The sequence below is a fragment of the Flagellimonas flava genome (genome assembly GCF_900129665.1).
In the GTDB taxonomy this organism is placed as follows: Bacteria; Bacteroidota; Bacteroidia; order Flavobacteriales; family Flavobacteriaceae; genus Flagellimonas; species Flagellimonas flava.
Genome location: NZ_FQWL01000004.1, coordinates 13,207 through 34,954 on the forward strand (window position 1 = coordinate 13,207; position 21,748 = coordinate 34,954).

Sequence of the window (21,748 nt, forward strand, 5' to 3'; positions counted from 1 at the left end):
AAAAATGAAAAAGAGATTGTTTTATTTTATGGCCCTTATAGCATTGGCATTGGGCTGTAGTGATAGTTTTACCGACGTGCCAGCGGTAGGGGCATTAAGCGATGATGACCTCAAAAACTCACAGGGTGTTAGCTTATTGCTGGCCAGCGCCTATTCAACTTTGGATGGTATTCGTAACAACCAAGGTGCATCTGATTGGACCGTTAGTGGAGATAACTGGTGGTTTGATGTTATCGCGGACGATGCCCATAAAGGAAGTACAGATGGTGACCAAGCGGACTTGTTCTTGCTGGAAACCTTTGATTGGACCAGTGCCAACCCTTATATTTTTGGGAAATGGAACGGTTTGTTCGCAGGGGTCAATAGATCCAATGCGGTAATATCCCTTATCAATTCCATTGAAGGAGGAGATTTTAATTCACAGTTGGCGGAAGCACGTTTTCTAAGAGCTCATTTTAATTTTGAACTCCAGAAAATTTATGGAAATGTGCCGTACATATCCGATGAGAATTTTGATGCCAAGGAGTTTAATCAACCCAATCCGGGCCCTATTTGGGAGCAGATTGAGGGAGATTTTCAGTTCGCTATAGATAATCTTCCTGCTACGCAGGGCGATGTTGGTAGACCTACCTCTTGGGCGGCCAAAGCGTTTATGGGCAAGGCACATTTGTTTCAGTCCGATTTTGCTGCAGCAGGACCTTTGTTCGAGGATGTAATCGCTAACGGACCCTATTCATTGAATTCAGAGTTCTTGGATAACTTCAGTTTGGCAGGGGATAACGGTTCTGAATCCATTTTTGCGATTCAGTTTACTACAGATTCGGGTCAATCCCTGAACGGGAACAGAGGTGGTACTTTGAACTTCCCTAACCCGGGACCATTTGGGTCGTGTTGTGGATTTTATCAGCCAACCCAAGATTTGGTGAATGCTTACCAAACTGATGGTACTGGACTTCCGCTTTTGGATACTTTTAACCAGACCGATGTGGAAAATGACTACGGTGTAGAAAGTGAGGATGCGTTTACACCTCATACTGGCCCGCTAGACCCAAGATTGGACTATACGGTTGGACGTAGAGGAATAGACTATAATGGTTATGGACCTCATATTGGTAAAGACTGGATCAGAGCAAGTTTTGCCGATATTTCAGGACCTTATCTACCCAAGAAAAACGTATACCAAGCAGGAGAGAACGGCAACGTAGGAACTGGTGCTTGGGGACAACAGCATTCAGGTATTAATTACCATATCATGCGTTATGCCGATTTATTGCTAATGGCTGCTGAGGTGGCCGTTGAAAACAACGATTTACCAAAAGCTTTGGATTATGTGAACCAAATACGGAATCGTGCAAAAGGTATGACCTATGTGAAAGAAGAAGTTTCTGATGGCGTATTCCAAGATGCCGCCAATTATGAAATAGAACCATATGTATCTTTTCCAGACCAAGCTTTTGCCAGAGCGGCAGTTCGGTTTGAAAGACGTTTGGAATTAGCTATGGAAGGACACCGTTTATTTGATCTAAGAAGATGGGGTGTGGCACCGGACGTAATCAATACCTATGTTACGAACGAAGCCCGAACCATTGAGAATTTTGGCACCAAGGCAGGCAGTTATGCCCCAAATATGGATTTGATGCCAATCCCTATCAATGCTATAGATTTAAGTGGAGGAGTGCTCGAACAGAACGACGGATTTTAAGTTAGGTTGAGTTTATTAGTTTAAGTTTAGCTGCTCAGGGCATTTTTCTTAAAATGCCCTGTTTTTTTGTAGACATTTTTAGGTCTCAGTATATTGTTTGTACAAATTCATTACAATGCGCATTATCCTAAGAAATAGCTTTTTTTTATTGGCCCCCCTATTTTTTATTACCTGTAAAAAAGGACCGGACCCGAATAGTGAGGTAGCTGAAAAGATTTTCACAAAGTTAGATCGTGCCAAAACCGGAATTACTTTTTCCAATAATCTTACTGAAAACGATTCCCTGAACTATTTTACCTACGCCTATATCTATATGGGCGGTGGCGTGTCCGCAGGAGATATCAATAATGATGGATTGATAGACCTTTTCTTTACCGGGAATATGGTTTCCAATAAACTCTATCTCAACAAAGGCAATATGCAGTTTGAGGATATCACGGAGCAGGCTGGAATTGCCGGCGATGATCGCTGGTATACCGGCACTACCATGGCCGATGTGAATAATGATGGGTATTTGGATATTTATTGTTCTGTGGGAGGTAAGTTCAAACCCAAGGAAAATCAGTTGTTTATAAACAATGGCGATAATACCTTTTCAGAGAAGGCCGCAGCATATGGTATTGACGATTCCAGTAACAGTGTACAGGCCACCTTCTTTGATTATGACCGGGACGGCGATCTGGATTTGTACGTGGCCAATTATCCACCAACACCCTTTAATGCTCCAAACTATTTTTATGCCTTCAAGCAAAAATTCCCAAAAGAGCGTGAAACGGATAGACTGTTTAAGTTTGAAGACGGGAAGTACATGGATGTAACTGAGGAAGCGGGATTGAAAACCTTCGGTCTGTCTTTAAGTGCCACAGTTGGCGACCTCAACCAGGATGGATGGCCCGATATTTACGTATCCAATGATTTCAGTACACCGGATTATCTTTTCATCAACAATAAAAACGGTACATTTTCGGAACAAGTAAAAAAAGTAACCAAAAACACCTCCTTTTATGGCATGGGTGTTGATATTGCCGATTTTAACAACGATTTGCTGTTGGATATCCTTCAGGTGGATATGACCGCCCAAATTAACCGCAGGGCCAAAGCCAATATGGCAAGCATGAACCCAGATTTGTTTTGGAGTACGGTCAATACAGGGTTCCACTACCAATACATGCAGAACAGCCTTCAGATGAACAATGGAAACCTGTTGGACTCCATCCCTGATTTCAGTAATGTTTCCCGTTTGGCTGGGGTATCTTCAACCGATTGGAGTTGGGGACCTTTGTTTGCCGATCTGGACAACGACGGATGGAAAGATATTTTTATTTCCAATGGTACCCGAAGGGAAATCAACAACCGGGATTTCTTTAAAAAAATTGAGAAAACAGGAGTGTCTTTGGATAGTTCATTGCAAAAAAGCCTTGCCATTCCATCCGAGAAAATAGACAATTTTGTCTTTAGGAATAAGGGTGATCTCACCTTTGAAAAGACAAATGAAATATGGGGTATAGAGCATGAGGGTTTTTCCAATGGTGCTGTATATGTTGATTTGGATAATGACGGTGATTTGGAAATTGTTACCAACAATATTGATGATCATGCCACCATTTTTGAAAACAAGAGTTCGCATAAGAACAATCACCTAACATTAAAATTCAAAGGCCCCGAACATAATACCTATGGAATTGGTGCCAAGACTGTGGTCTACGCCAATCAACTGCAACAATATCAAGAAATGACCTTGACCAGAGGTTTCCAATCTTCAATAGCACCGCAATTGCATTTTGGTCTTGGGAATGCACAAGTAGTGGACTCTATTAAAATTACATGGCCTAATGACCGCGTCCAAGTGATAAAACAACCAGAAATCAATGGGTTACTTATAGTGGATTACGCTGACGCTGCCGAATCTGGTTTAACCTCGGCGAATCTTTCAAAAACAGGGAACCTGTTTCGGCAGGTTGTCGATTCAAATCTTGTGGTGACCCACAGGCATGTGGAGAATTTCTATAATGATTTTGATAAGGAGATTTTGCTCCCACATCAAACCTCCATGTTTGGACCCAATGTGGCTGTTGGTGATTTAAATGGCAATGGATTGGATGACCTGGTGGTTGGTGGATCTGCCAATAGTGAGACTTCAGTGTTCTTTCAGACCAAAAAAGGTTTTGAAAAGGCAAAATTGGATGTCTTTTTGGAAGACAGACAGCACGAGGATATGGGCATCCATATTTTTGATGCCGACTCGGATGGAGACAATGATGTATATGTAGTTAGCGGAGGGAATGAATTTTCACAGAATTCTCCTTTGTTGCAGGATCGACTTTATGTCAATATGGGTTCTGGAAAATTTGTAAAATCGGAAGATGCGCTCCCCGAAATGTTTACTAGTGGGTCAAGGGCCCACAGTTTTGACTTCGATAAAGATGGTGATTTGGACCTTTTTGTTGGAGGAAGACTGATTCCTGGGAATTATCCTTTACCGGTAAATAGCTACCTATTGGAAAATATTGGTAAAAATGGAACCGTAAGATTTGTGGATGCAACACAAAAAATAGCTCCATCCCTCGAAAAAATTGGCATGGTCACTGATGCTGTATGGACAGATTTTGACAATGACGGATGGACAGACCTCATGATTACAGGGGAATGGATGCCCATAACCTTGCTTAAAAATGACCAAGGGTATTTCAAGGATGTTACCCAGTCCCATGGTTTGGAAGATACCAGAGGGTGGTGGTTTAGCGTACAACAAGGTGATTTTGATAAGGATGGCGATATGGATTATGTGGTAGGAAATTTAGGCCTGAACTACAAGTACAAAGCTACCGAGGATGAAACTTTCGATATCTATTTAAATGATTTTGATCAAAACAACACCAACGACATTGTATTGAGTTATTTCAACGAAGGGGAGAAGTTTCCGGTTCGGGGAAGGGAATGCTCCTCGCAACAAATACCGGGTATTAAGGATAAATTCAAGGATTATGAGTCCTTTTCCCAAGCTACGTTGACCGATGTGTATACCGAGGGCCAATTAAACAAATCCCTACATTATCAGGTTAAGTCTTTTGCCAGCATATATCTTGAAAACCGTAATGGGCAATTCATTTTGCACAAACTGCCCAACTTGGCCCAATTGTCTTCCATTAATCAGATTTTGGTTTCCGATTATACCAAAGATGGGAATTTGGATATTTTAATAGCGGGCAATCTGCATAGTTCGGAAGTAGAGACGCCAAGGAATGATGCAGGAAACGGTTTGCTGCTCCAAGGAGACGGTAAGGGAGGTTTTCAAACTATTGCAGGTAAGGAAAGTGGCTTTTATGCCACAGGAGATGTAAAGGATATGGAAACTATGAAAATAGCTGGTCAGGAATTCATTGTGGTGGCTAAAAATTCAGATTATTTGCAGTTTATAAAAGTAAGCCCATAACTTTATTTTTATTGTAACTTGAGACCATACTGAAACTGAAATACTCCCAAATGAAAGTACTTTTCAAGATTCTTAAGGGGCTTCTCCTGTTGTTTATTGTTTTGGGCCTGGTCTATTTTTTTGGCCCAAAAGTGGAAAAGCCAAATTTGGATATCACCTTGCCTGAAGTTAGCTCGGACCTTACCGCATTGGAAAAACGGGTGAATCAAAAAGAAGCGGTGTTGGATAATATTAAACCAAACAATGAGGCTAAGATTATCTGGTATGATAGCATCCCGTCCAAAACGGATTACAGTATAGTCTACCTACATGGGTGGTCGGCTAGTAGGATGGAGGGGAGTCCAATTCATGAAACAATAGCCAGACGATACGGGTGCAACTTGTTTCTACCCAGATTGGCAGGTCATGGACTGCAGGAGCAAGAAGCCATGTTGAACCTTACGGCGGACCAGGTCTTGGAGTCCGCAAAGGAAGCTTTGGCCGTTGCCAAACAGTTGGGAAATAAAGTAATAGTAATGGCCACATCCACGGGGGGTACCTTGGCATTACATCTAGCAAAGGGAGACAAGGATATTGAAGGATTGGTATTGTATTCGCCAAATATTGAGATTTATGACCCAAATGCCAAATTACTGTCTGGGCCATGGGGCCTAGAAATGGCAAAATTGGTAAAGAAAAGCGACTATCAAGAGTATGAGGCGGAACCGGAAAAGAAAAAATACTGGACCACAAAGTATAGGCTGGAAGCCCTTACACACCTGCAGGCCTTGGTGGATAACACCATGTTGACCGAAACCTTTTCTGAAGTAAATCAAGCTGTTTTTTTGGGCTATTTTTATAAAAACGATTCCATACAGGACAAGGTGGTCTCCGTGCCTGCAATGCTAAAAATGTTTGATGACTTGGGCACAAAAGCCGATTTAAAAAGAAAAGTGGCCTTTGAAAATGTAGGGGACCATGTAATGACAAGCTATGTTACTTCCAAGGATTTGGAAGCCGTTCAGAAGGAAACTGAGCATTTTTTTGAAGAAATTCTTGGGCTTACACCTGTAAGGGAAAAGGATTCTTCGCAAATGGAACTGCAGCCTATGGCACCTTAGACATGTTAAATTTTTCTAATTAAATTTGAAACCTAGACGACTGGTCATATATTTGGCATTGCAATGGAAATGAAAACTATCAAAGGAGAGCAAAAGTGCAGCGAGCTTTTGGAAAAGGGCATGGAAATCATGTGGTCCAAAGGGTATAATGCCACAAGCGTGAACGATATCGTTCAGGCTGCGGGCGTGCCAAAGGGTTCGTTCTACTTTTATTTTGATAGTAAGGAGGATTTTGCGGTAAAGGCTCTGGATGTTTATTTTCAACAGAACTATACTCCGGCAAAACAAATTCTTCAGGACAAGTCCAAGTCCCCCAAACAACGCCTGTTGGAATTTTACGAGTTCCGATGTGCTATTTTGAAGGAGGAGTTAGATTGTAAAATGGGCTGCTTGGCTTGTAACCTTGGTTCAGAAATGGCCGAGCATAGCGAAAAAATTCGTACCGCAATTGTAACCAAGGAGAATGTCATTCAGAATGAAATAGCCGAAGTGGTGAAGGAAGCTCAAAAGTGCGGAGAGATAGATGGGAATATGGATGCAATAAATGTTGTTGCATTTTTTGAGGATGCTGGCAAAGGAGCTATGACCTCCATGAAAGAATTAAAAAGTGCTTCTCCTATAGATAATTTTATGGACATGTTGAGAAGATTCATGTTCAGTTAATTTTTTTTTTTGACCATTTAATAGATGACTGGTCAATTAATGTAATAATGATTAATCAATAAATCTCAAGTACTTGTATCAAATTAAAAGTTGACCGGACAATTATTAACAAAGTTTTTACATTAAAACTGTCCAATTAAACCGAAACAATCCGTCTAGAACTAAACATCATAATAAACCTTAATAAATGAACGCAATCCAGAAAACCAAAAATGCAGCAAATGCGTTTGCGAAAAATTGGGCAAATTTTGTAATCAAGTACAAATGGCCTGTTTTACTATTGACCATACTTTTAGCTTTGGGACTCGGCTCTCAGGGAAAAATGGAATTTGATGGAGATTACCATGTTTTTTTCAGTGAATCTAACCCAGAACTGGAGGCTTTTGATGCCCTTCAGGAAAAATACACCAAGGATGACAATATCATTGTAGTATTGGCACCTAAAAATGGGGACGTATTCACCAGGAAAAACCTAACGGCCATTGAAGAGTTGACTGCCGAAGCCTGGAACACGCCCTATTCGTCGCGTGTTGATGCAGTAACTAATTTTCAACATACAAGTGCACAAGGTGATGATCTCTATGTAGATGACCTCTCGTATGATTCGGCCAATAAAACGGACGATGAAATCAAGGAGATTAGAGAAAAGGCCTTGAAAGAACCCCTATTGGTGCACCGAATCATTAACACCGAAGGAAGTGTTACCGCTATCAATATTACGGTTCGGTTGCCCGGTGAGAACAGTGCTGCTGAAATCCCTGAGGTAACAATTGCCACTAGGGAAATGATTGCCAAGTTTCAGGAAAAACACCCTGAATTTGATGTGTATACTACAGGTTTGGTCCCGTTGAATACGGCATTTTTTGAATCCTCGCAAAAGGACCTTATGCTCACAATGGCCATGCTGCTGATAGTGCTCATTGTAACCCTGGTACTTACCCGAAACTTTTTTGCCACATTGGCCACCTTGGTCGTAGTGATTTTTTCGATTATCAGTGCAGTAGGTTTCGTGGGCCTTAACGGAATTAAATTAACACCGCCTTCAGCAGTTTTTCCCACCATGATTTTGACTTTGGCTGTGGCCGATAGTATTCATATCCTGATCACTTATTTACAGAAAGTGAGAAAAGATGGATTGGATAAAAAAGCAGCTTTGGTTGAGTCCATGCGACTGAATTTTATGCCGGTTTTCATTACAAGTTTGACCACCGTAATAGGGTTTTTAACCCTAAATTATGGAGACGTTCCCCCATTCTGGGACCTCGGTAATATTGTGGCATTTGGGATGTCAATGGCTTTTTTGTTCTCCACGACAACACTGCCTGCCCTTATGGCCATTTTCCCCATTTGGAAATCCAAAAAGGCTCAAAAAGAGTCAGCTCCAAAACCTGGAATGTATACCAAACTGGGCGAGTTTGTAATTCGTCAACCTGTAAAGCTTACTGTAATCTCATTGGCTATTATCGGTATGCTTACCTACTTGGCCAGCAAGAATGTCTTTAACGACGAGTTTGTAGAGTATTTTGATACTACCGTACAGTTCAGACAAGATTCTGACTTTATCAATGAAAACCTCACTGGCTTCTACAACGTTGAATTCTCTATAGGCAGTGGTGAAAGTGGGGGGATTAATAATCCGGAATACCTGCAAAAGTTAAATGCCTTTGAGGATTGGCTGGAAGAACAGCCCGAAGTAGTGCATGTAAACGCCTTTAGTGAGGTGGCCAGAAGGGTGAATCGATCCATGCATGGTGACGATCAAAGTTTTTACAAAGTCCCGCAAAATAGGGAGGAAGCGGCCCAGTATTTATTGCTTTATGAGCTTTCCCTGCCGTTCGGCCTCGATTTGAACAACCAAATCAATGTGGATAAATCAGAATCAAGGGTTACAGTCACCTTGAAGAACAACTCAAGCGCTGAAATGATAGCCTTTTCGGAGCGTTCGGAACAATGGCTCAAGGATAATGCACCGGCTTCCATGCATTCCTTGGGGGTAAGTCCAACCTTAATGTTCTCTAAACTGGGCTTCCGCCAGGCAGAAAGTATGTTCAAAGGAAATATCATTGCCTTAATCCTTATTTCATTGGTACTTATGATCGCATTGCGTAATGTAAAGCTTGGATTTTTAAGCATCATTCCAAATGTAACTCCGGTATTGGTTGGTTTTGGACTTTGGTTCTTGCTTAAGGGAACCATTAATACAGGTATGGTCATCGTTTTCGGGATGACATTGGGAATCATTGTGGATGATACCGTCCACTTCATGAGTAAATTTTTAAGGGCAAGAAGAGAATTGGGCTACGATGCCAAAGATGCCATTATCTATGCCTTTGAGACGGTTGGAAAGGCCTTAGTGACAACCACGGCCGTGCTTTTGGCCGGATTCATTGTATTGTCCACCTCTTCCTTCGCGCTAAACAGTTATATGGCCCGAATTACGGTAATCATCATTTTGGCGGCCTTGATCATCGACTTTATTCTCTTGCCATCACTATTGATTTTGGTGAGTAAGAAAGAAGAGGAAACAGTGAATGCACCCGAAATGCAAATGCAATTGGATAAGTAAATCAAATCATTAACATAAATAAGCACAAGATGAAAAGAAATAAATCATTAATGACAATGCTGGCGGCGGCTTTTGTTGGTACAGCGGTCTATGCACAATCAGCGGAAGAAAAAGGATTGCAAATTGCTAAAGCGGCCGAAAAGGCAGATGAGGGATTTGGAAGCTCTATAGTAGAGTTAAAAATGACCTTGAAAAACAAGAACGGACAGACCAGTGAGCGGTTTTTAACAACACGTACGCTGGAATTAACCGAGGATGGTGATAAATCACTGATTGTTTTCGAAAGCCCAAAGGATGTAAAAGGGACAGCTACGCTTACCTATACCCATAAAGTGGGTGCAGATGATCAGTGGCTTTACCTTCCCTCTATCAAAAGGGTAAAGCGGATTTCCTCAAATAACAAGTCAGGACCATTTGTGGGAAGTGAGTTTGCCTATGAAGATCTTTCTTCCCAGGAGGTGGAGAAATATGCCTATAAGTTTTTAAAGGAAGAAGGAGATTTGTTGGTCGTTGAGCAGGATCCCGTAGATCCAAAATCAGGATATACCCGAAGAGTTGTTACCTACAACAAGGGTAAAGGGTATAGGTTGGAGAAAATCGAATTTTACGACCGCAAGAATGCACTTTTAAAAACCCTGACCTACAACGATTATAAACTGTATAAAAATAAGTTTTGGAGGGCCTTGACCTTTAATATGGTCAATCACCAGAGCAATAAGGAAACCTTGTTGAAATTTAGCGATTACAATTTTGGGGCGGAATTGGCAGAGGAAGACTTTACCGAAGTTGCCTTGAAAAGAGCAGGGAGCTAGTCTCTGTTCCATTTTTGTCTGATTGAATGTCGAAGTCAAGGTATAGTTCGTCTACGGGCTTTAGTGTGATTGTGATGGGTAAGTCTGTACATACCTTGGCTTTGACTTTTTTAAAATAAGAAATTTAGGATATGACCAATAACAATCGGCTATCGGTATGGGTAGTTGTTTTTTTTACCGGCCTTTCCTTGGGCTGGACGCAGGATGCTAAAAGGGAAAAACGAAAGGTAAATCATGAATTTGAAATGGAACTGGAGGCCGAGTATCGCTATTTCTGGGATGATGCCCAATTCCCAGGACAAGAAGACCATTATCCCTCCTTGGCCATTCGTCCTGATTATTCAATGGAATGGAACGATGGTTATGAAAGTATCAATTTTACGGGTTTTTTTAGATGGGATAGGGATGATGAACGTACCCATTGGGACATTCGGGAGCTCTATTACCAAAAGGCCAAGGGAAAATGGGAATTGAGTTTAGGACTGAAAAAAATCTATTGGGGCGTAACGGAAAGTAATCATCTGGTGGATGTTATTAACCAAACCGATGCTGTGGAAACCTTTGATGGCGAGGAAAAACTCGGGCAACCTATGGCGCAGTTCAGCTATATCACGGATAAATGGGGAACTTTTGATTTTTTCTATCTACCCTACCACAGAAAGCGCACGTTTCCAGGAGATGAAGGCCGTTTGCGATTTGGAACCGTGATAAATCAGGATGATTTGGGCTATGAAAGTGGCGCTGAAGAGTGGCGGCAGGATGTGGCATTGCGTTGGAAACACTATTTCGGGATTTTTGATATAGGACTTTCCCATTTTTACGGTACTGGAAGAGAACCACTTTTTGTCTTTGATACTTTCGGGAACATCAATGCTTTTTATCCCGTAATTCATCAGACCGGACTGGATCTACAGATTACGCATGATGCCTTTTTGTGGAAGTTGGAGTCCATTTATAGAAATGCCGACGCCCAAGATTTCGTTGCCGTGGTAGCCGGATTGGAATATACCTTCAGTAATATTGATGGGAATGGCCTGGATATAGGACTGCTTGGGGAGTACCTATACGATGAACGGGACGACCTTTCTTTAAATGCACTTCAAAACGATGTGTTTTTTGGGAGCAGGTTGGCTTTCAATGATGTTCAGGACACTTCAATTTTAATTGGAGGTATTGCAGATCTTGAATCCAGCAGCAAGATTTTCAGCCTCGAAGCTTCCAGAAGATTTGGTTCCAACTGGAGGGCCGAAGTGGAGGCGAGGATTTTTAGCAGTATTGAAGATACAGAGTTGATACTATCCAATTTTAGACAGGATAGCTTTTTAAGATTTACAATTTCAAGATTTTTTTGATTGCAATCGCAATACTCTAGGAGATGCTAAAAAGGCCCCGACAATTCTGTCGGGGCCTTTTCCATTGCAATCTTTTAGACCGATTCTGTGTCCAACCAAGGTAAAAATAATTTTATATGTTTGTTAGGACCAGTGCATTCTTGATGCACGGCAATAGGTTTGCAGGATGGAACGGATGGATCAGAATAAAATTTGGTCAAAATTTAAGACTGGGGATAAAAAGGCTTTTGAGTCGGTGTACAAACTCTGTATTGATGACATGTATGCCTATGGCCTCAAGCTAAATCCAAATAAAGAACTGGTCAAAGATTGCATTCAACAGGTTTTTGTGGATGTGTATGAGCACAGAAATGGAATCTCTGACCCGAAAAACATAAAATTCTATATTCTAAAGGCGTTAAAACATGCCATTTATAAGCGTCAAAAGCGGGAAAATAAAAAATCCCACCTCGAAGAACTCTCGGAATTGGAGTTCAGAACTGCCTATAATTTTGAGGATAAAAGAATCATCTCGGAAATAGATGAGCAAAAGCAGTTATTGGTAAAGAAAGCTTTGGGCTCCCTATCCTCAAAACAACGGGAAATCATGTACCTGAGATTTACCTTAGGCTTGGACTATAATGAGATTTCCGATATGGCGGGCATTGATCACAGCTCCGTTAGAAAACAGGTGTATCGCTCCATAAAAAAGTTGAGAAGCAGCGAGGTTTTTGATGATTACAAGAGTATTATACTGTTCTATTCCACACTTCCATTCTTTAATTGATTCAGTTAACTGGTTTTTTTGAATTTAAATAATTGAAAATCAGATAATTGAAAACTATTTCTTAAAAAAGTCTAAAAAAAGTGTCCACAAAAGGGCGTTTGGGTTCCCTATTATATAAAGGATACCATGCTAAAAGGCTTTTCAAAATATCTCGATGACCCTAAGTTTGTGGATTGGATTGCGCATCCAACCCCTGAAAAGAACACTTATTGGGAACGCTATATCTCTGAAAATCCTAAGGAAAGGGAAAAAATACATGTCCTAAAAGAATGCTTATCCATGCTCCGAACCAAGGATGAGGTTCTTTCAAGGGATGAGAAAGAGGAAATTCTGGATTTAATATATCAGAAGGTAACGGTTGAACAGCCTAAACCAAGGCTAATCTATTTAAGTATACTAAAGTATGCTGCGATTGCTGTGATTCTTGTGGGTCTTGGTCTGTACATGAATACAGAGTCTACTTCCAAAAAAGCAATGGAAATAGATGAGCTGCTTCAAGTTGGAGTGGATTCCATTTCCACAACCAAATTAGTGCTTGCTGACGCTAAGGAAATTCATATCGAGGATAAAAAGTCAGATGTGAACTACAGCACTTCCGCCAATTTGGTGATCAATCAAAAAGATACTATTGCCATCACAAATACCACCAAGGACAAGAAGCCGGAAATGAATCAGCTTATAGTTCCCTTCGGTAAGCACAGTAAACTGACCTTGAGTGATGGATCTATAGTCCATTTGAACTCGGGCTCCAGGCTCATTTTTCCAGCAAAATTTACAGAGGCCATTCGTGAGGTCTACCTTGGAGGGGAAGCCTTTTTTGAGGTGGAGTCGGACAAAGAACGCCCCTTTGTTGTAAAATTGGTCAAAGACGAGACCTTTTCGGTAGAGGCTGTGGGAACCAAGTTTAATGTGAACTCCTATGACAGGCATAACTCGGTGACCACCGTGTTGACCGAAGGTGAAGTACATCTAAAGGACAATTCGAAAAATTCCTTTTTTAGTTCAAGCAAAAAAACAATAATGAAACCGGGCGAATTGGCCGAGTGGAATGTAACATCCCAAACCGTGGTTGCCCAGAAAAGGGTCAATACAGACTATTATACCTCCTGGATAGATGGCATTCTTATATTCAATAGCGAAACCCTTAACGAGATAACTAGTAGAATATCGGCATTTTACAATGTAGATATACGGCTATCCGAGGAAGTTGATGGAGCGTTTAAGCTAACAGGAAAACTTGATTTGAACGAATCCTTGGAGACTACTTTGAAAAACTTGGCCATAACGGCTTCAATAACATATGAAAAAACTGAAAGCAATGGAATATTGATTTTCAAATAAAAAACCAAGGCATGTTCGCACCATGCCTTGGCAGAAAGCCTGTATAAATACAGGGATTGTTTAACAAACAACTAACTAAAATTATGGAAAAAAACCTATTTCCATATGATCACCTTCGTGATTTTATGGATAAAACTAAACAGGTGATGAAGTACCTAACGCTATTTTTGCTCCTCTTCACGCTTTACTCTTACACCGATTCCTATTCGCAGAATACCAAACTTAGGCTGAATTTAAAAGACGCCACCTTGTTGGACATGATTAGGAACATTGAAAGTCAAAGCGAGTTTGTCTTTATGTACGGGGATGATCTTTTACCGGTGCTGAGCAATGAAAGATTGGATTTCAAGGTTAGAAATTTGACCATAGAGAACACCTTGGACCGATATTTTAAAGGTAGGGAAATTGCTTATTTCCTAAGTGGCAGACAGGTGGTACTAAGAAAAAATGAGACAGTCCAAAAATTCTCAGAATTACCGGATGTGCAGTATACGGTTTCGGGAATCGTAAGTGATGAGGCAGGACCACTGCCCGGTGCAAGTATTGTAATAAAGGGCACAACTACGGGAACTACAACAGATTTTGATGGGAATTATTCCATTGAGGTGCCGAGTTCGGATGCCGTTCTGGTTGTAAGTTACATTGGGTACACCACTTCGGAAGTGCCTGTAAATGGGCAGACCGCGGTTAATGTTGTGCTTAAGGAAGACGCCCAGGCTTTGGAAGAAGTCGTGGTTACCGCCCTAGGTTTTGAGGTGAGAACCGATAAACTGGGAAGTGCGGTTTCGAGTGTAAGACCAGACGCGCTGGTACGTTCCGGGGAGACTTCCGTTGCCAACGCCATACAAGGAAAAATGGCCGGGGTAAATATTACCCGTAGTACGGGAGATCCAGGATCGGGTTCCAATATTAGAATTAGAGGAGCCAACACTATTTTCGGAAGCACCCAACCTCTTATCATTGTCGATGGTATTCCGATCAATAATAACAATACCAGCGGAGGAGGAAGTAGCGCCACAGGAAATGGTACCTCCCAACAATCCCGTTTAAATGACATCAACCCGAATGATATTGAGACGCTACAGGTGCTAAAAGGAGCATCTGCCGCTGCCCTTTGGGGCTCTAGGGCCTCTAACGGTGTGGTGGTCATAACCACTAAATCAGGAAGGAAAGGATTCCGCATTTCGCTGAAAAGTACAGTGGCGATCGACAAAGTCAACGCCACACAGAAATTGCAGTCCACCTTTGGTCAAGGAAGGGGAGGTCTATATCGCAGTGGAACTGAGATCCGGTCTTGGGGTGACGAAATTGCCGCCAGAGCAGGTGGTGAGGATGCATTCGATACAAGCGGGGCATTTTTCATCGGGGACCAAACAGGGAGAACCTATTATCCCGTGGCTAACGGTACAGCTGATAATCCCAGCGGAGGAAAGAACTCCAGAGAGACATTCAATGACAAAAACTTTGATCAGGTATTTCAAGAGGGAATTCTCTTAGAACAGTCATTAAGCCTAAGTGCGGGAGATGACCAAAGCTCTCTCTTTTTTAGTTTAGGCAATACCGACCAAGATGGGGTAATCCGCAATAACGATTATAAAAGGCATACGGTCAATATTAGTGCCTCCAGAAAATTCAATGATTACTTAAGCCTGAAGTTGAAGGGTAAATATTCCAGAATAAGTGCAAATAGAATCCAGCAAAATTCTAATGTCGCGGGGATACTACTGGGCTTGTATAGAACCCCTGCTGACTTTGACAACCAAGACTTTACGGGAACTTTTGTGGACGACACCGGAGCTGAGACACCAGGTCGCCATAGGGCCTATAGAAATGGAATTGGGCAAAGCAACCGTCCACGGTATAACAACCCACAATGGACTACGGATCGTCAGAAAGCACCAAATATTGTCAATCGACATATTTATTCCGCCGACTTGGATATTTTTCCGGTCGAAGGTATGAACATTAAGCTCAGAGGTGGTGTGGATACTTACAATGACCGTAGATCATATCTGTATCCAATTGGCTCGGCACGAACGTCAACTCCTCCGGTGAGCAGGATAGATGGTAGTTTGGTGTTCGATAATATCGCGGAAACGGAGTTGAATTTTGACGCCATTATTAAGTACGACACTGATATAACAGAAGATATTACTTCGTCTTTTATCTTGGGATGGAACATCAATGATAGGAAGTTCAATAGGGAAACTTCCTATGGCAATGAGTTTATTGCGGACAGGGAACTGTTCAACCTATCCAATTCTAGAGTAATCGGCTCGGAAAATTTCCGTTCCCATATTCGCTCAAACAGAGGTTACTCCACAGCTAATTTTGGGTTATTCGATCAGTTGTACATCGATTTGTCCGGTACTGTGGAAGCTGCTTCCACCATTTCGGACCCTTTCTTTTACCCATCTGCTTCGGCAGCCTGGCAGTTCACAAATTCCGGATTGATCTCTGAAGATAGTTTCATGAGCTTCGGAAAAGTGAGGTTGAGCTGGGGTAAAGTGGGTATCCAACCAAGAGCTTATGGGAACTCTACCAATTTTGAAGGTGATTTCACCTATAACTCCGGTGTTGCGGGAGGCTTGAACTCGGTCTCCAATGGGGGTGGATTGCGACTCAATAACCTATTGGGTAATCCAACCCTAAAACCTGAAATAAAAACGGAAATCGAAGGTGGTTTGGAGCTGCGATTTTTCGACAATTTACTTTCCACCAGTTTTACCTATTATACCAACGAGGTGAAGGATATCCTCTTGGAAATAGATACGGCGCCAAGTTTCGGATTTCAGCGATTTTATACCAATGGGGCTACCATAGAAAACCGTGGATTCGAATTTGAATTCAATGCCAATTGGCTGCAATCCAGTGAGGATTGGACTTTCTCCACCTATGGGAACTTTGCCAGAAATAGAAATGAAGTAACCAGTCTTTTGGGAGCCGAAGTGCAACAATTAACTGGATTTGGTACAGGTGATTCCGTTGCAGCCGAAGGCTTCCAAATGGGGGCCATTTTTGGAGGAAAACTACCTAGGGATGATAACGGAAACATCATTTTGGACGATAATGGTTTCCCAGAGGGTGAGCCCGAATATGATGTTATCGGTGACCCCAATCCGGAATGGACCGCAGGACTTGGATTTAATGTAGGTTACAAGAACCTTGCTATGAATGTCTTGTTTGAACATTCGCAAGGAGGTGACTTCTATGACATTACCCGACAAATTAATGCCAGGTACGGAAGAGCTGAGGTAACCGGGAACATCGTTACCATTCCTACGGATGGAATAGTCGATTTTGATGGAAATTCCTATAGTGCCGGAGACCGTGTGCGTGGTAATCTCTATGATTTTGGAGGCGGCAATGTCTTACTGAATGAACCATGGTATGATGGCAACGGAGCTGATAATAGAGGATTTAGCGAACTATGGCTTCAAGATGCCACCTGGACACGACTCAGGGAACTGTCCTTGACCTATTCGTTTGGTGAGAAGTTTTTGGAAAAGATCAAACTCTCCTCTGCAAGCATCGGAGTAACGGGAAGAAATTTATTCTTATGGACAGATGTTATCGGAAATGACCCGGATAAGAACTTTGCAGGTGTTGGAAATTCCAGAGGACTGGATTATTACACCAACCCGTCCACAAAGTCGTACCTGTTCAATCTTAACTTAACATTTTAAACCACTTGAGAGTCATGAAAGTATATAAAATGGTTTTAATCGCGGTCTTGTTGTTGGTTTCTTGCCAGAGCGCCGTGGACGATATAAATGAGAACCCAAACCAAATTGGGGATGTTGATGGCAGTGCCATATTTACCGGTATTCAACTGGCTGATGTGTCGGCGCAAATGGGATTCCTTAATTGGGCCGGGGGTGTTGTGGCCGGATACTTTGTGGGTGATGGCCGACTTAGTACCATCCAAGACTATGGATATAATAATACCGATTCCGATACGCCTTGGTCCAATATCTATATTGGAGTTGTGAATCAGGCGCGCAAGATCAGAAGCGGAATTGATGTGACCAATAGGGATTTCTTCTTTGGAGCGTCAAAGGTTATGGAAGCCCATGCTTTGGGCACTGCGACCAATGTTTTTGGAGATATTCCCTTTACGGAGGCTGGCAATGAGGATATTCCAAATCCGACCTACGATGGTCAGGTTGCGGTTTATGGGGAACTTCAGGCGCTGTTGGATAGTGCCATTTCAGATTTACAAGCTTCTGGTGTTTCCGGAGGAATTGCAGAGGATTTGTTGTATGGCGGTAGTTCAGCAGATTGGATAAAAGCGGCCTATACCTTAAAGGCAAGGTTCTATTTGGATGTTGGGGATTATGCAAGTGCAATTTCCGCCGCGCAAAGTGGTATAGCGAATGCATCTGAAACTATGCAGTATATCCCAGCAACTCCTGGAGTAGGAGGGGGCAACAATTTTTTAAATGAATTGTTGAACAGTTCCACATTTGGTGGAGATATCAGTGCTGAAGGAACTTTCCTGATCGAATTGATAGGTACAGGAGCTGAAAGTCGAAACAATGCAAAAACAGATGAGGTAGATCGTTTTGCGTATTACTATGATGGAACGGCAATCAATTTAGCTGGAATAGCGGCCCCGGATGAACCCATGAAGCAAATTTCTTTGGAAGAAAATACCCTAATATGGGCCGAAGCTTTGGCCCGAGGCGGGGCAGGAAGCTTTGATGCTGCTTTGGCCAAACTAAACGAGCACCGAGCCAATCTTAGGGCAGGGGAATTTTTCACAATTACAACAGGAATCTATGAGGATTATGTTTCTGCCGATTTTGAAAATGGGGGAATCGAAAACTTGGATGGATCTTTATCGCGTGAAGATGCTTTGCTACGGGAGGTAATTGAAGAACGTTATGTCACTTTCTTCAATCAGATTTTGGGCTTCAACGATTTAAGAAGAACCAAAAAAGACCCAGCTGCCCTACAAGTACCAGTACCATTTAACTCTGGGGCCCAACATCCAGAACGGTTTTTATATCCGTTTTCAGAGGAAAACACCAATGGAGCCAATGTTCCTCAAATCGCGGACATTTTTGTAAAGACCCCCATAAATCAATAATAGGAATTTGAATTAGTTTGAGTTTGTAGTTCTTATGTCTCGCTTTTTACAGCAGACCGTTCCAAGTTAACTTGGAACGGTCGGCATGGGGGCTAAGATTCATTCGGTGCCAATGGTTTGGTAGTGGGAAACAGTCCAATCTTTTTGGTATTCAATAATTCTAAGCACAATAACCACCGTAAATGTCAGTCCAACATCTAATTATATCAATGGTATGCGTCTTTATTTGCCTATCATGTCAGGAAAGGGATCAGGTTTATTTCGATGCCTCTTTTGATGGTGCGCGTTTAGGTGCGGTTAAAAAGATGGGCGTAGATAGATATGAGGCCCAAGTGCGACCTGCGTTTGAACCGGTTAACCCGAGTCCATGGTATGCTTTCACGGTTCAATCGGAAAAACTACATACAATTCAATTGAAGTTGAAATATGGAAAATACCAACATCGGTATATTCCAAAGATAAGTTCAGATGGTAACCATTGGCAACCCTTAGATACCTCTTTGGTAAGGGTAGACACCATAGGTCATTCGGCTACCTTGACGCTTAAAGTGGGACCAGAAAAACATTTTGTGGCTGCCCAAGAAATTGAAAGTGCTGAGGATACCTTCTTTTGGGCCAAGCAAAAAGCGAAAGAAAATCCGAACTCCCAATTGGAAATTGCAGGAAACACTGTGAAAGGAAATCCCAATTACGTTTTAATTCATGAACAAGAGAAACCTAAGGATTTTATTGTCCTAGTGGCGCGTCAACACCCACCTGAAATACCAGGTGGAACCATTGGTTTTAAAAGTTTCTACGAAACCCTTTTGTCCGAAACCACCACGGCAAAGGAATTTCGAAAGCATTTCAACATTTATGCTTTTCCACTGTTAAACCCGGATGGGGCGGATAGTGGAAACTGGCGACATAATGCTAATGGGATAGATTTAAACAGGGATTGGGTGGCATTTTCACAACCAGAAACGCAAACGGTCAGGGACTTTGTGGATCATAAAATTGCAGAAGGACAAAAAATCCGCTTTGCTCTGGATTTTCACACCTCTCATAGCGGGCCCTATGTTTTGGTCCTCGACTCTATAAATGAGGTGAAAACAAAAAAAATAATCCCCAACTGGATTAAAAATATTGAATCAACCACCTCTTTGAAGGTTGAGGTTAGACGAAGAAGCCAAGAACTTCCCTATTGCTATAACTTTTTTTACAATACCTATCAGGCAGAAGCGGTTACCTATGAAGATGGAGATGAAGATAATCGTGATACCATAAAAGAAAGAGGTCGCATCTATGCCACTCAACTCATGGAAGTCCTTTTGGAAAAATCGGCAAAAAATGAATTCTATGAATAAAAGGCTTTTGTTTCTTGGTACATTTTTTTTGACTATGGTCTCCTGTTCAAAGCCTATTATTGAGGCTGATATCCTCATACGTAACGGAAGGGTATACAATGGATTTGAGGATGGGGAAACGAATGATGTGATTGTCGTCAAAGGAGATAAGATCCTTTTTATAGGTGGAGAGAAGGATGTCAGTATTAAAGCCAAAAAGATCATTGATGCCACAGGTCTTATTGTTTCTCCTGGCTTTATTGACCCACATACCCATGCCGATCGGGATTTAAACAAACCCAAGACCTCCCACAACCTGCCCTTTATAATGCAAGGTGTTACCACTGTGGTAGCGGGTAATGATGGAGATAGTTTTTTTCCGGCTAGGACTTATGTGGACAAATACGAAAAACAGGGTATTGGCACCAACGCTATTTTATTGATAGGCCATGAAACCATGAGGAAAGAAGTTATTGGTTTGAGCGATCGAGTGGCAACAGACAACGAAATCACCGAAATGAAAAAACTCCTCAAAAAAGAAATGAACGATGCCGGTAATTTTGGAATGTCAACAGGCTTGTTCTATGCTCCCGGAAGTTATTCCGAAACCAAAGAAGTAATTGAACTGGCAAAGACCTGTGCCGAAAATGGTGGGATATATGATACCCACTTAAGGGACGAAAGCTCCTATACCGTTGGTTTAATTGCCGCAGTGGAAGAAGCCCTAGAAATTGGCAGGCAGGCTAAATTGCCCATTCATATTTCACACATTAAATGTTTGGGAGTCGATGTTTGGGGCCAAAGCGATACAATCATTTCAATGGTGGAAAAGGCACGGAAAAATGGCGTGGAAATTACCGCAAACCAGTACCCATATGAAGCCTCTGCTACAGGACTTAGAGCTGCCACAACACCAAAATGGGCTCAAAGCGGTGGAACGGATTCACTATTGATTCGATTTGACGATCCAAAACTTAAACAACGAATTTTAAAAGAGACCAAAAACAATATTAGACGCAGAGGCGGGCCGGAATCTTTGTTGGTTGTTGTTACCGCAAACCCAAACTATCGTAACAAAACACTACTTCAAATTGCACAAGAGTTAAACTTGTCCCCGGAAGAAGCTGTATATAAAGTGTTGCGAACAAAAGGAATTGCAAGGGTGGCTTCATTTAATATGTCCAACTATGATATTCAGCAGTTCATGAAAATGGATTGGGTAACAACGGGCTCCGATGGAAATACTGGACACCCCAGAAAGTACGGCTCGTTTCCTAGAAAATATAACAAGTATGTAAAAGAGGACCGGATTTTGGATTTGCCCAATTTTATCAAAAATAGTTCGTCCAAAACCGCCGAAATCTTCAAGATCCCAAATAGGGGAAAACTTAAGGAAGGATATTTTGCAGACATTATTTTGTTCAATCCGCAAACTTTTAGAGATCGAGCTGATTATAAAAATGCTTTTCACTATGCAGAGGGACTGGAGTATTCCATTATTAATGGAAAACTCGCAGTTGAAAAAGGAGAGTATACCGATGGCCTATTCGGGAGGGTTTTAAGAAAAAACAATGCAAACTAGATCAAAAGATAAAA

The 21,748-nt window shown here is 41.8% G+C and carries 13 protein-coding genes; all 13 read left to right on the top strand.

Going from position 1 to position 21,748, the window contains the following annotated elements:
* Positions 1 to 4: 4 nt before the first annotated feature.
* The 13 genes from BUC10_RS12505 to BUC10_RS12565 all read left to right on the top strand — a co-directional run bounded on the left by BUC10_RS12505 (position 5) and on the right by BUC10_RS12565 (position 21,734).
* Complete coding sequence (locus BUC10_RS12505) at positions 5 to 1,702, top strand: RagB/SusD family nutrient uptake outer membrane protein (RefSeq protein WP_073180177.1); 1,698 nt, start codon at positions 5 to 7, stop codon at positions 1,700 to 1,702.
* Between the two features lie 115 nt (positions 1,703 to 1,817).
* Positions 1,818 to 5,135, top strand: a complete 3,318-nt coding sequence (locus BUC10_RS12510) for a CRTAC1 family protein (RefSeq protein WP_084732641.1) — start codon at positions 1,818 to 1,820, stop codon at positions 5,133 to 5,135.
* A 50-nt stretch (positions 5,136 to 5,185) separates the two neighbouring features.
* Positions 5,186 to 6,235: an alpha/beta hydrolase gene (locus BUC10_RS12515; RefSeq protein WP_073180180.1), complete on the top strand. Its 1,050-nt coding sequence runs from the start codon at positions 5,186 to 5,188 to the stop codon at positions 6,233 to 6,235.
* A gap of 69 nt (positions 6,236 to 6,304) precedes the next feature.
* Positions 6,305 to 6,898: a TetR/AcrR family transcriptional regulator gene (locus BUC10_RS18025; protein ID WP_262493201.1), complete on the top strand. Its 594-nt coding sequence runs from the start codon at positions 6,305 to 6,307 to the stop codon at positions 6,896 to 6,898.
* Between the two features lie 187 nt (positions 6,899 to 7,085).
* A complete protein-coding gene (locus BUC10_RS12525) occupies positions 7,086 to 9,464 on the top strand; it encodes an efflux RND transporter permease subunit (protein ID WP_073180184.1) in 2,379 nt (792 codons plus the stop codon).
* A gap of 29 nt (positions 9,465 to 9,493) precedes the next feature.
* On the top strand, positions 9,494 to 10,276 hold the full coding sequence (locus tag BUC10_RS12530) for an outer membrane lipoprotein-sorting protein (protein WP_073180186.1): 783 nt from the start codon (positions 9,494 to 9,496) through the stop codon (positions 10,274 to 10,276).
* Positions 10,277 to 10,407: 131 nt separating this feature from the next.
* Positions 10,408 to 11,628 (top strand): hypothetical protein, encoded by a 1,221-nt coding sequence (locus BUC10_RS12535; RefSeq protein ID WP_073180188.1) that lies wholly within the window; start codon positions 10,408 to 10,410, stop codon positions 11,626 to 11,628.
* 175 nt (positions 11,629 to 11,803) lie between these two features.
* Positions 11,804 to 12,394, top strand: coding sequence for an RNA polymerase sigma factor (locus BUC10_RS12540; RefSeq protein ID WP_165614900.1), 591 nt, complete (start codon positions 11,804 to 11,806; stop codon positions 12,392 to 12,394).
* 126 nt (positions 12,395 to 12,520) lie between these two features.
* Positions 12,521 to 13,735, top strand: a complete 1,215-nt coding sequence (locus BUC10_RS12545; protein ID WP_073180192.1) for a FecR family protein — start codon at positions 12,521 to 12,523, stop codon at positions 13,733 to 13,735.
* A gap of 146 nt (positions 13,736 to 13,881) precedes the next feature.
* Positions 13,882 to 17,421, top strand: coding sequence for a SusC/RagA family TonB-linked outer membrane protein (locus BUC10_RS12550; RefSeq protein ID WP_165614901.1), 3,540 nt, complete (start codon positions 13,882 to 13,884; stop codon positions 17,419 to 17,421).
* A 14-nt stretch (positions 17,422 to 17,435) separates the two neighbouring features.
* Positions 17,436 to 18,827 carry a SusD/RagB family nutrient-binding outer membrane lipoprotein gene (locus BUC10_RS12555; protein WP_073180194.1) on the top strand — a complete coding sequence of 464 codons (1,392 nt, stop codon included), beginning with the start codon at positions 17,436 to 17,438 and terminating at the stop codon, positions 18,825 to 18,827.
* A gap of 182 nt (positions 18,828 to 19,009) precedes the next feature.
* Entirely contained in the window at positions 19,010 to 20,173 is a 1,164-nt protein-coding gene (locus tag BUC10_RS12560; protein WP_084732643.1) for a M14 family metallopeptidase, read from the top strand.
* Positions 20,166 to 21,734 carry an N-acyl-D-amino-acid deacylase family protein gene (locus tag BUC10_RS12565; protein ID WP_073180198.1) on the top strand — a complete coding sequence of 523 codons (1,569 nt, stop codon included), beginning with the start codon at positions 20,166 to 20,168 and terminating at the stop codon, positions 21,732 to 21,734. The genes BUC10_RS12560 and BUC10_RS12565 overlap by 8 nt, the downstream gene beginning before the upstream one ends.
* Positions 21,735 to 21,748 lie beyond the last annotated feature (14 nt).

What these genes read in the sequence shown, in the direction of transcription:
- BUC10_RS12505 (WP_073180177.1), top strand. Translation starts at nt 5, where the DNA reads ATGAAAAAGAGATTGTTTTATTTTATGGCCCTTATAGCATTGGCATTG.
- BUC10_RS12510 (WP_084732641.1), top strand. Translation starts at nt 1,818, where the DNA reads ATGCGCATTATCCTAAGAAATAGCTTTTTTTTATTGGCCCCCCTATTT.
- BUC10_RS12515 (WP_073180180.1), top strand. Translation starts at nt 5,186, where the DNA reads ATGAAAGTACTTTTCAAGATTCTTAAGGGGCTTCTCCTGTTGTTTATT.
- BUC10_RS18025 (WP_262493201.1), top strand. Translation starts at nt 6,305, where the DNA reads ATGAAAACTATCAAAGGAGAGCAAAAGTGCAGCGAGCTTTTGGAAAAG.
- BUC10_RS12525 (WP_073180184.1), top strand. Translation starts at nt 7,086, where the DNA reads ATGAACGCAATCCAGAAAACCAAAAATGCAGCAAATGCGTTTGCGAAA.
- BUC10_RS12530 (WP_073180186.1), top strand. Translation starts at nt 9,494, where the DNA reads ATGAAAAGAAATAAATCATTAATGACAATGCTGGCGGCGGCTTTTGTT.
- BUC10_RS12535 (WP_073180188.1), top strand. Translation starts at nt 10,408, where the DNA reads ATGACCAATAACAATCGGCTATCGGTATGGGTAGTTGTTTTTTTTACC.
- BUC10_RS12540 (WP_165614900.1), top strand. Translation starts at nt 11,804, where the DNA reads ATGGATCAGAATAAAATTTGGTCAAAATTTAAGACTGGGGATAAAAAG.
- BUC10_RS12545 (WP_073180192.1), top strand. Translation starts at nt 12,521, where the DNA reads ATGCTAAAAGGCTTTTCAAAATATCTCGATGACCCTAAGTTTGTGGAT.
- BUC10_RS12550 (WP_165614901.1), top strand. Translation starts at nt 13,882, where the DNA reads ATGAAGTACCTAACGCTATTTTTGCTCCTCTTCACGCTTTACTCTTAC.
- BUC10_RS12555 (WP_073180194.1), top strand. Translation starts at nt 17,436, where the DNA reads ATGAAAGTATATAAAATGGTTTTAATCGCGGTCTTGTTGTTGGTTTCT.
- BUC10_RS12560 (WP_084732643.1), top strand. Translation starts at nt 19,010, where the DNA reads ATGTCAGTCCAACATCTAATTATATCAATGGTATGCGTCTTTATTTGC.
- BUC10_RS12565 (WP_073180198.1), top strand. Translation starts at nt 20,166, where the DNA reads ATGAATAAAAGGCTTTTGTTTCTTGGTACATTTTTTTTGACTATGGTC.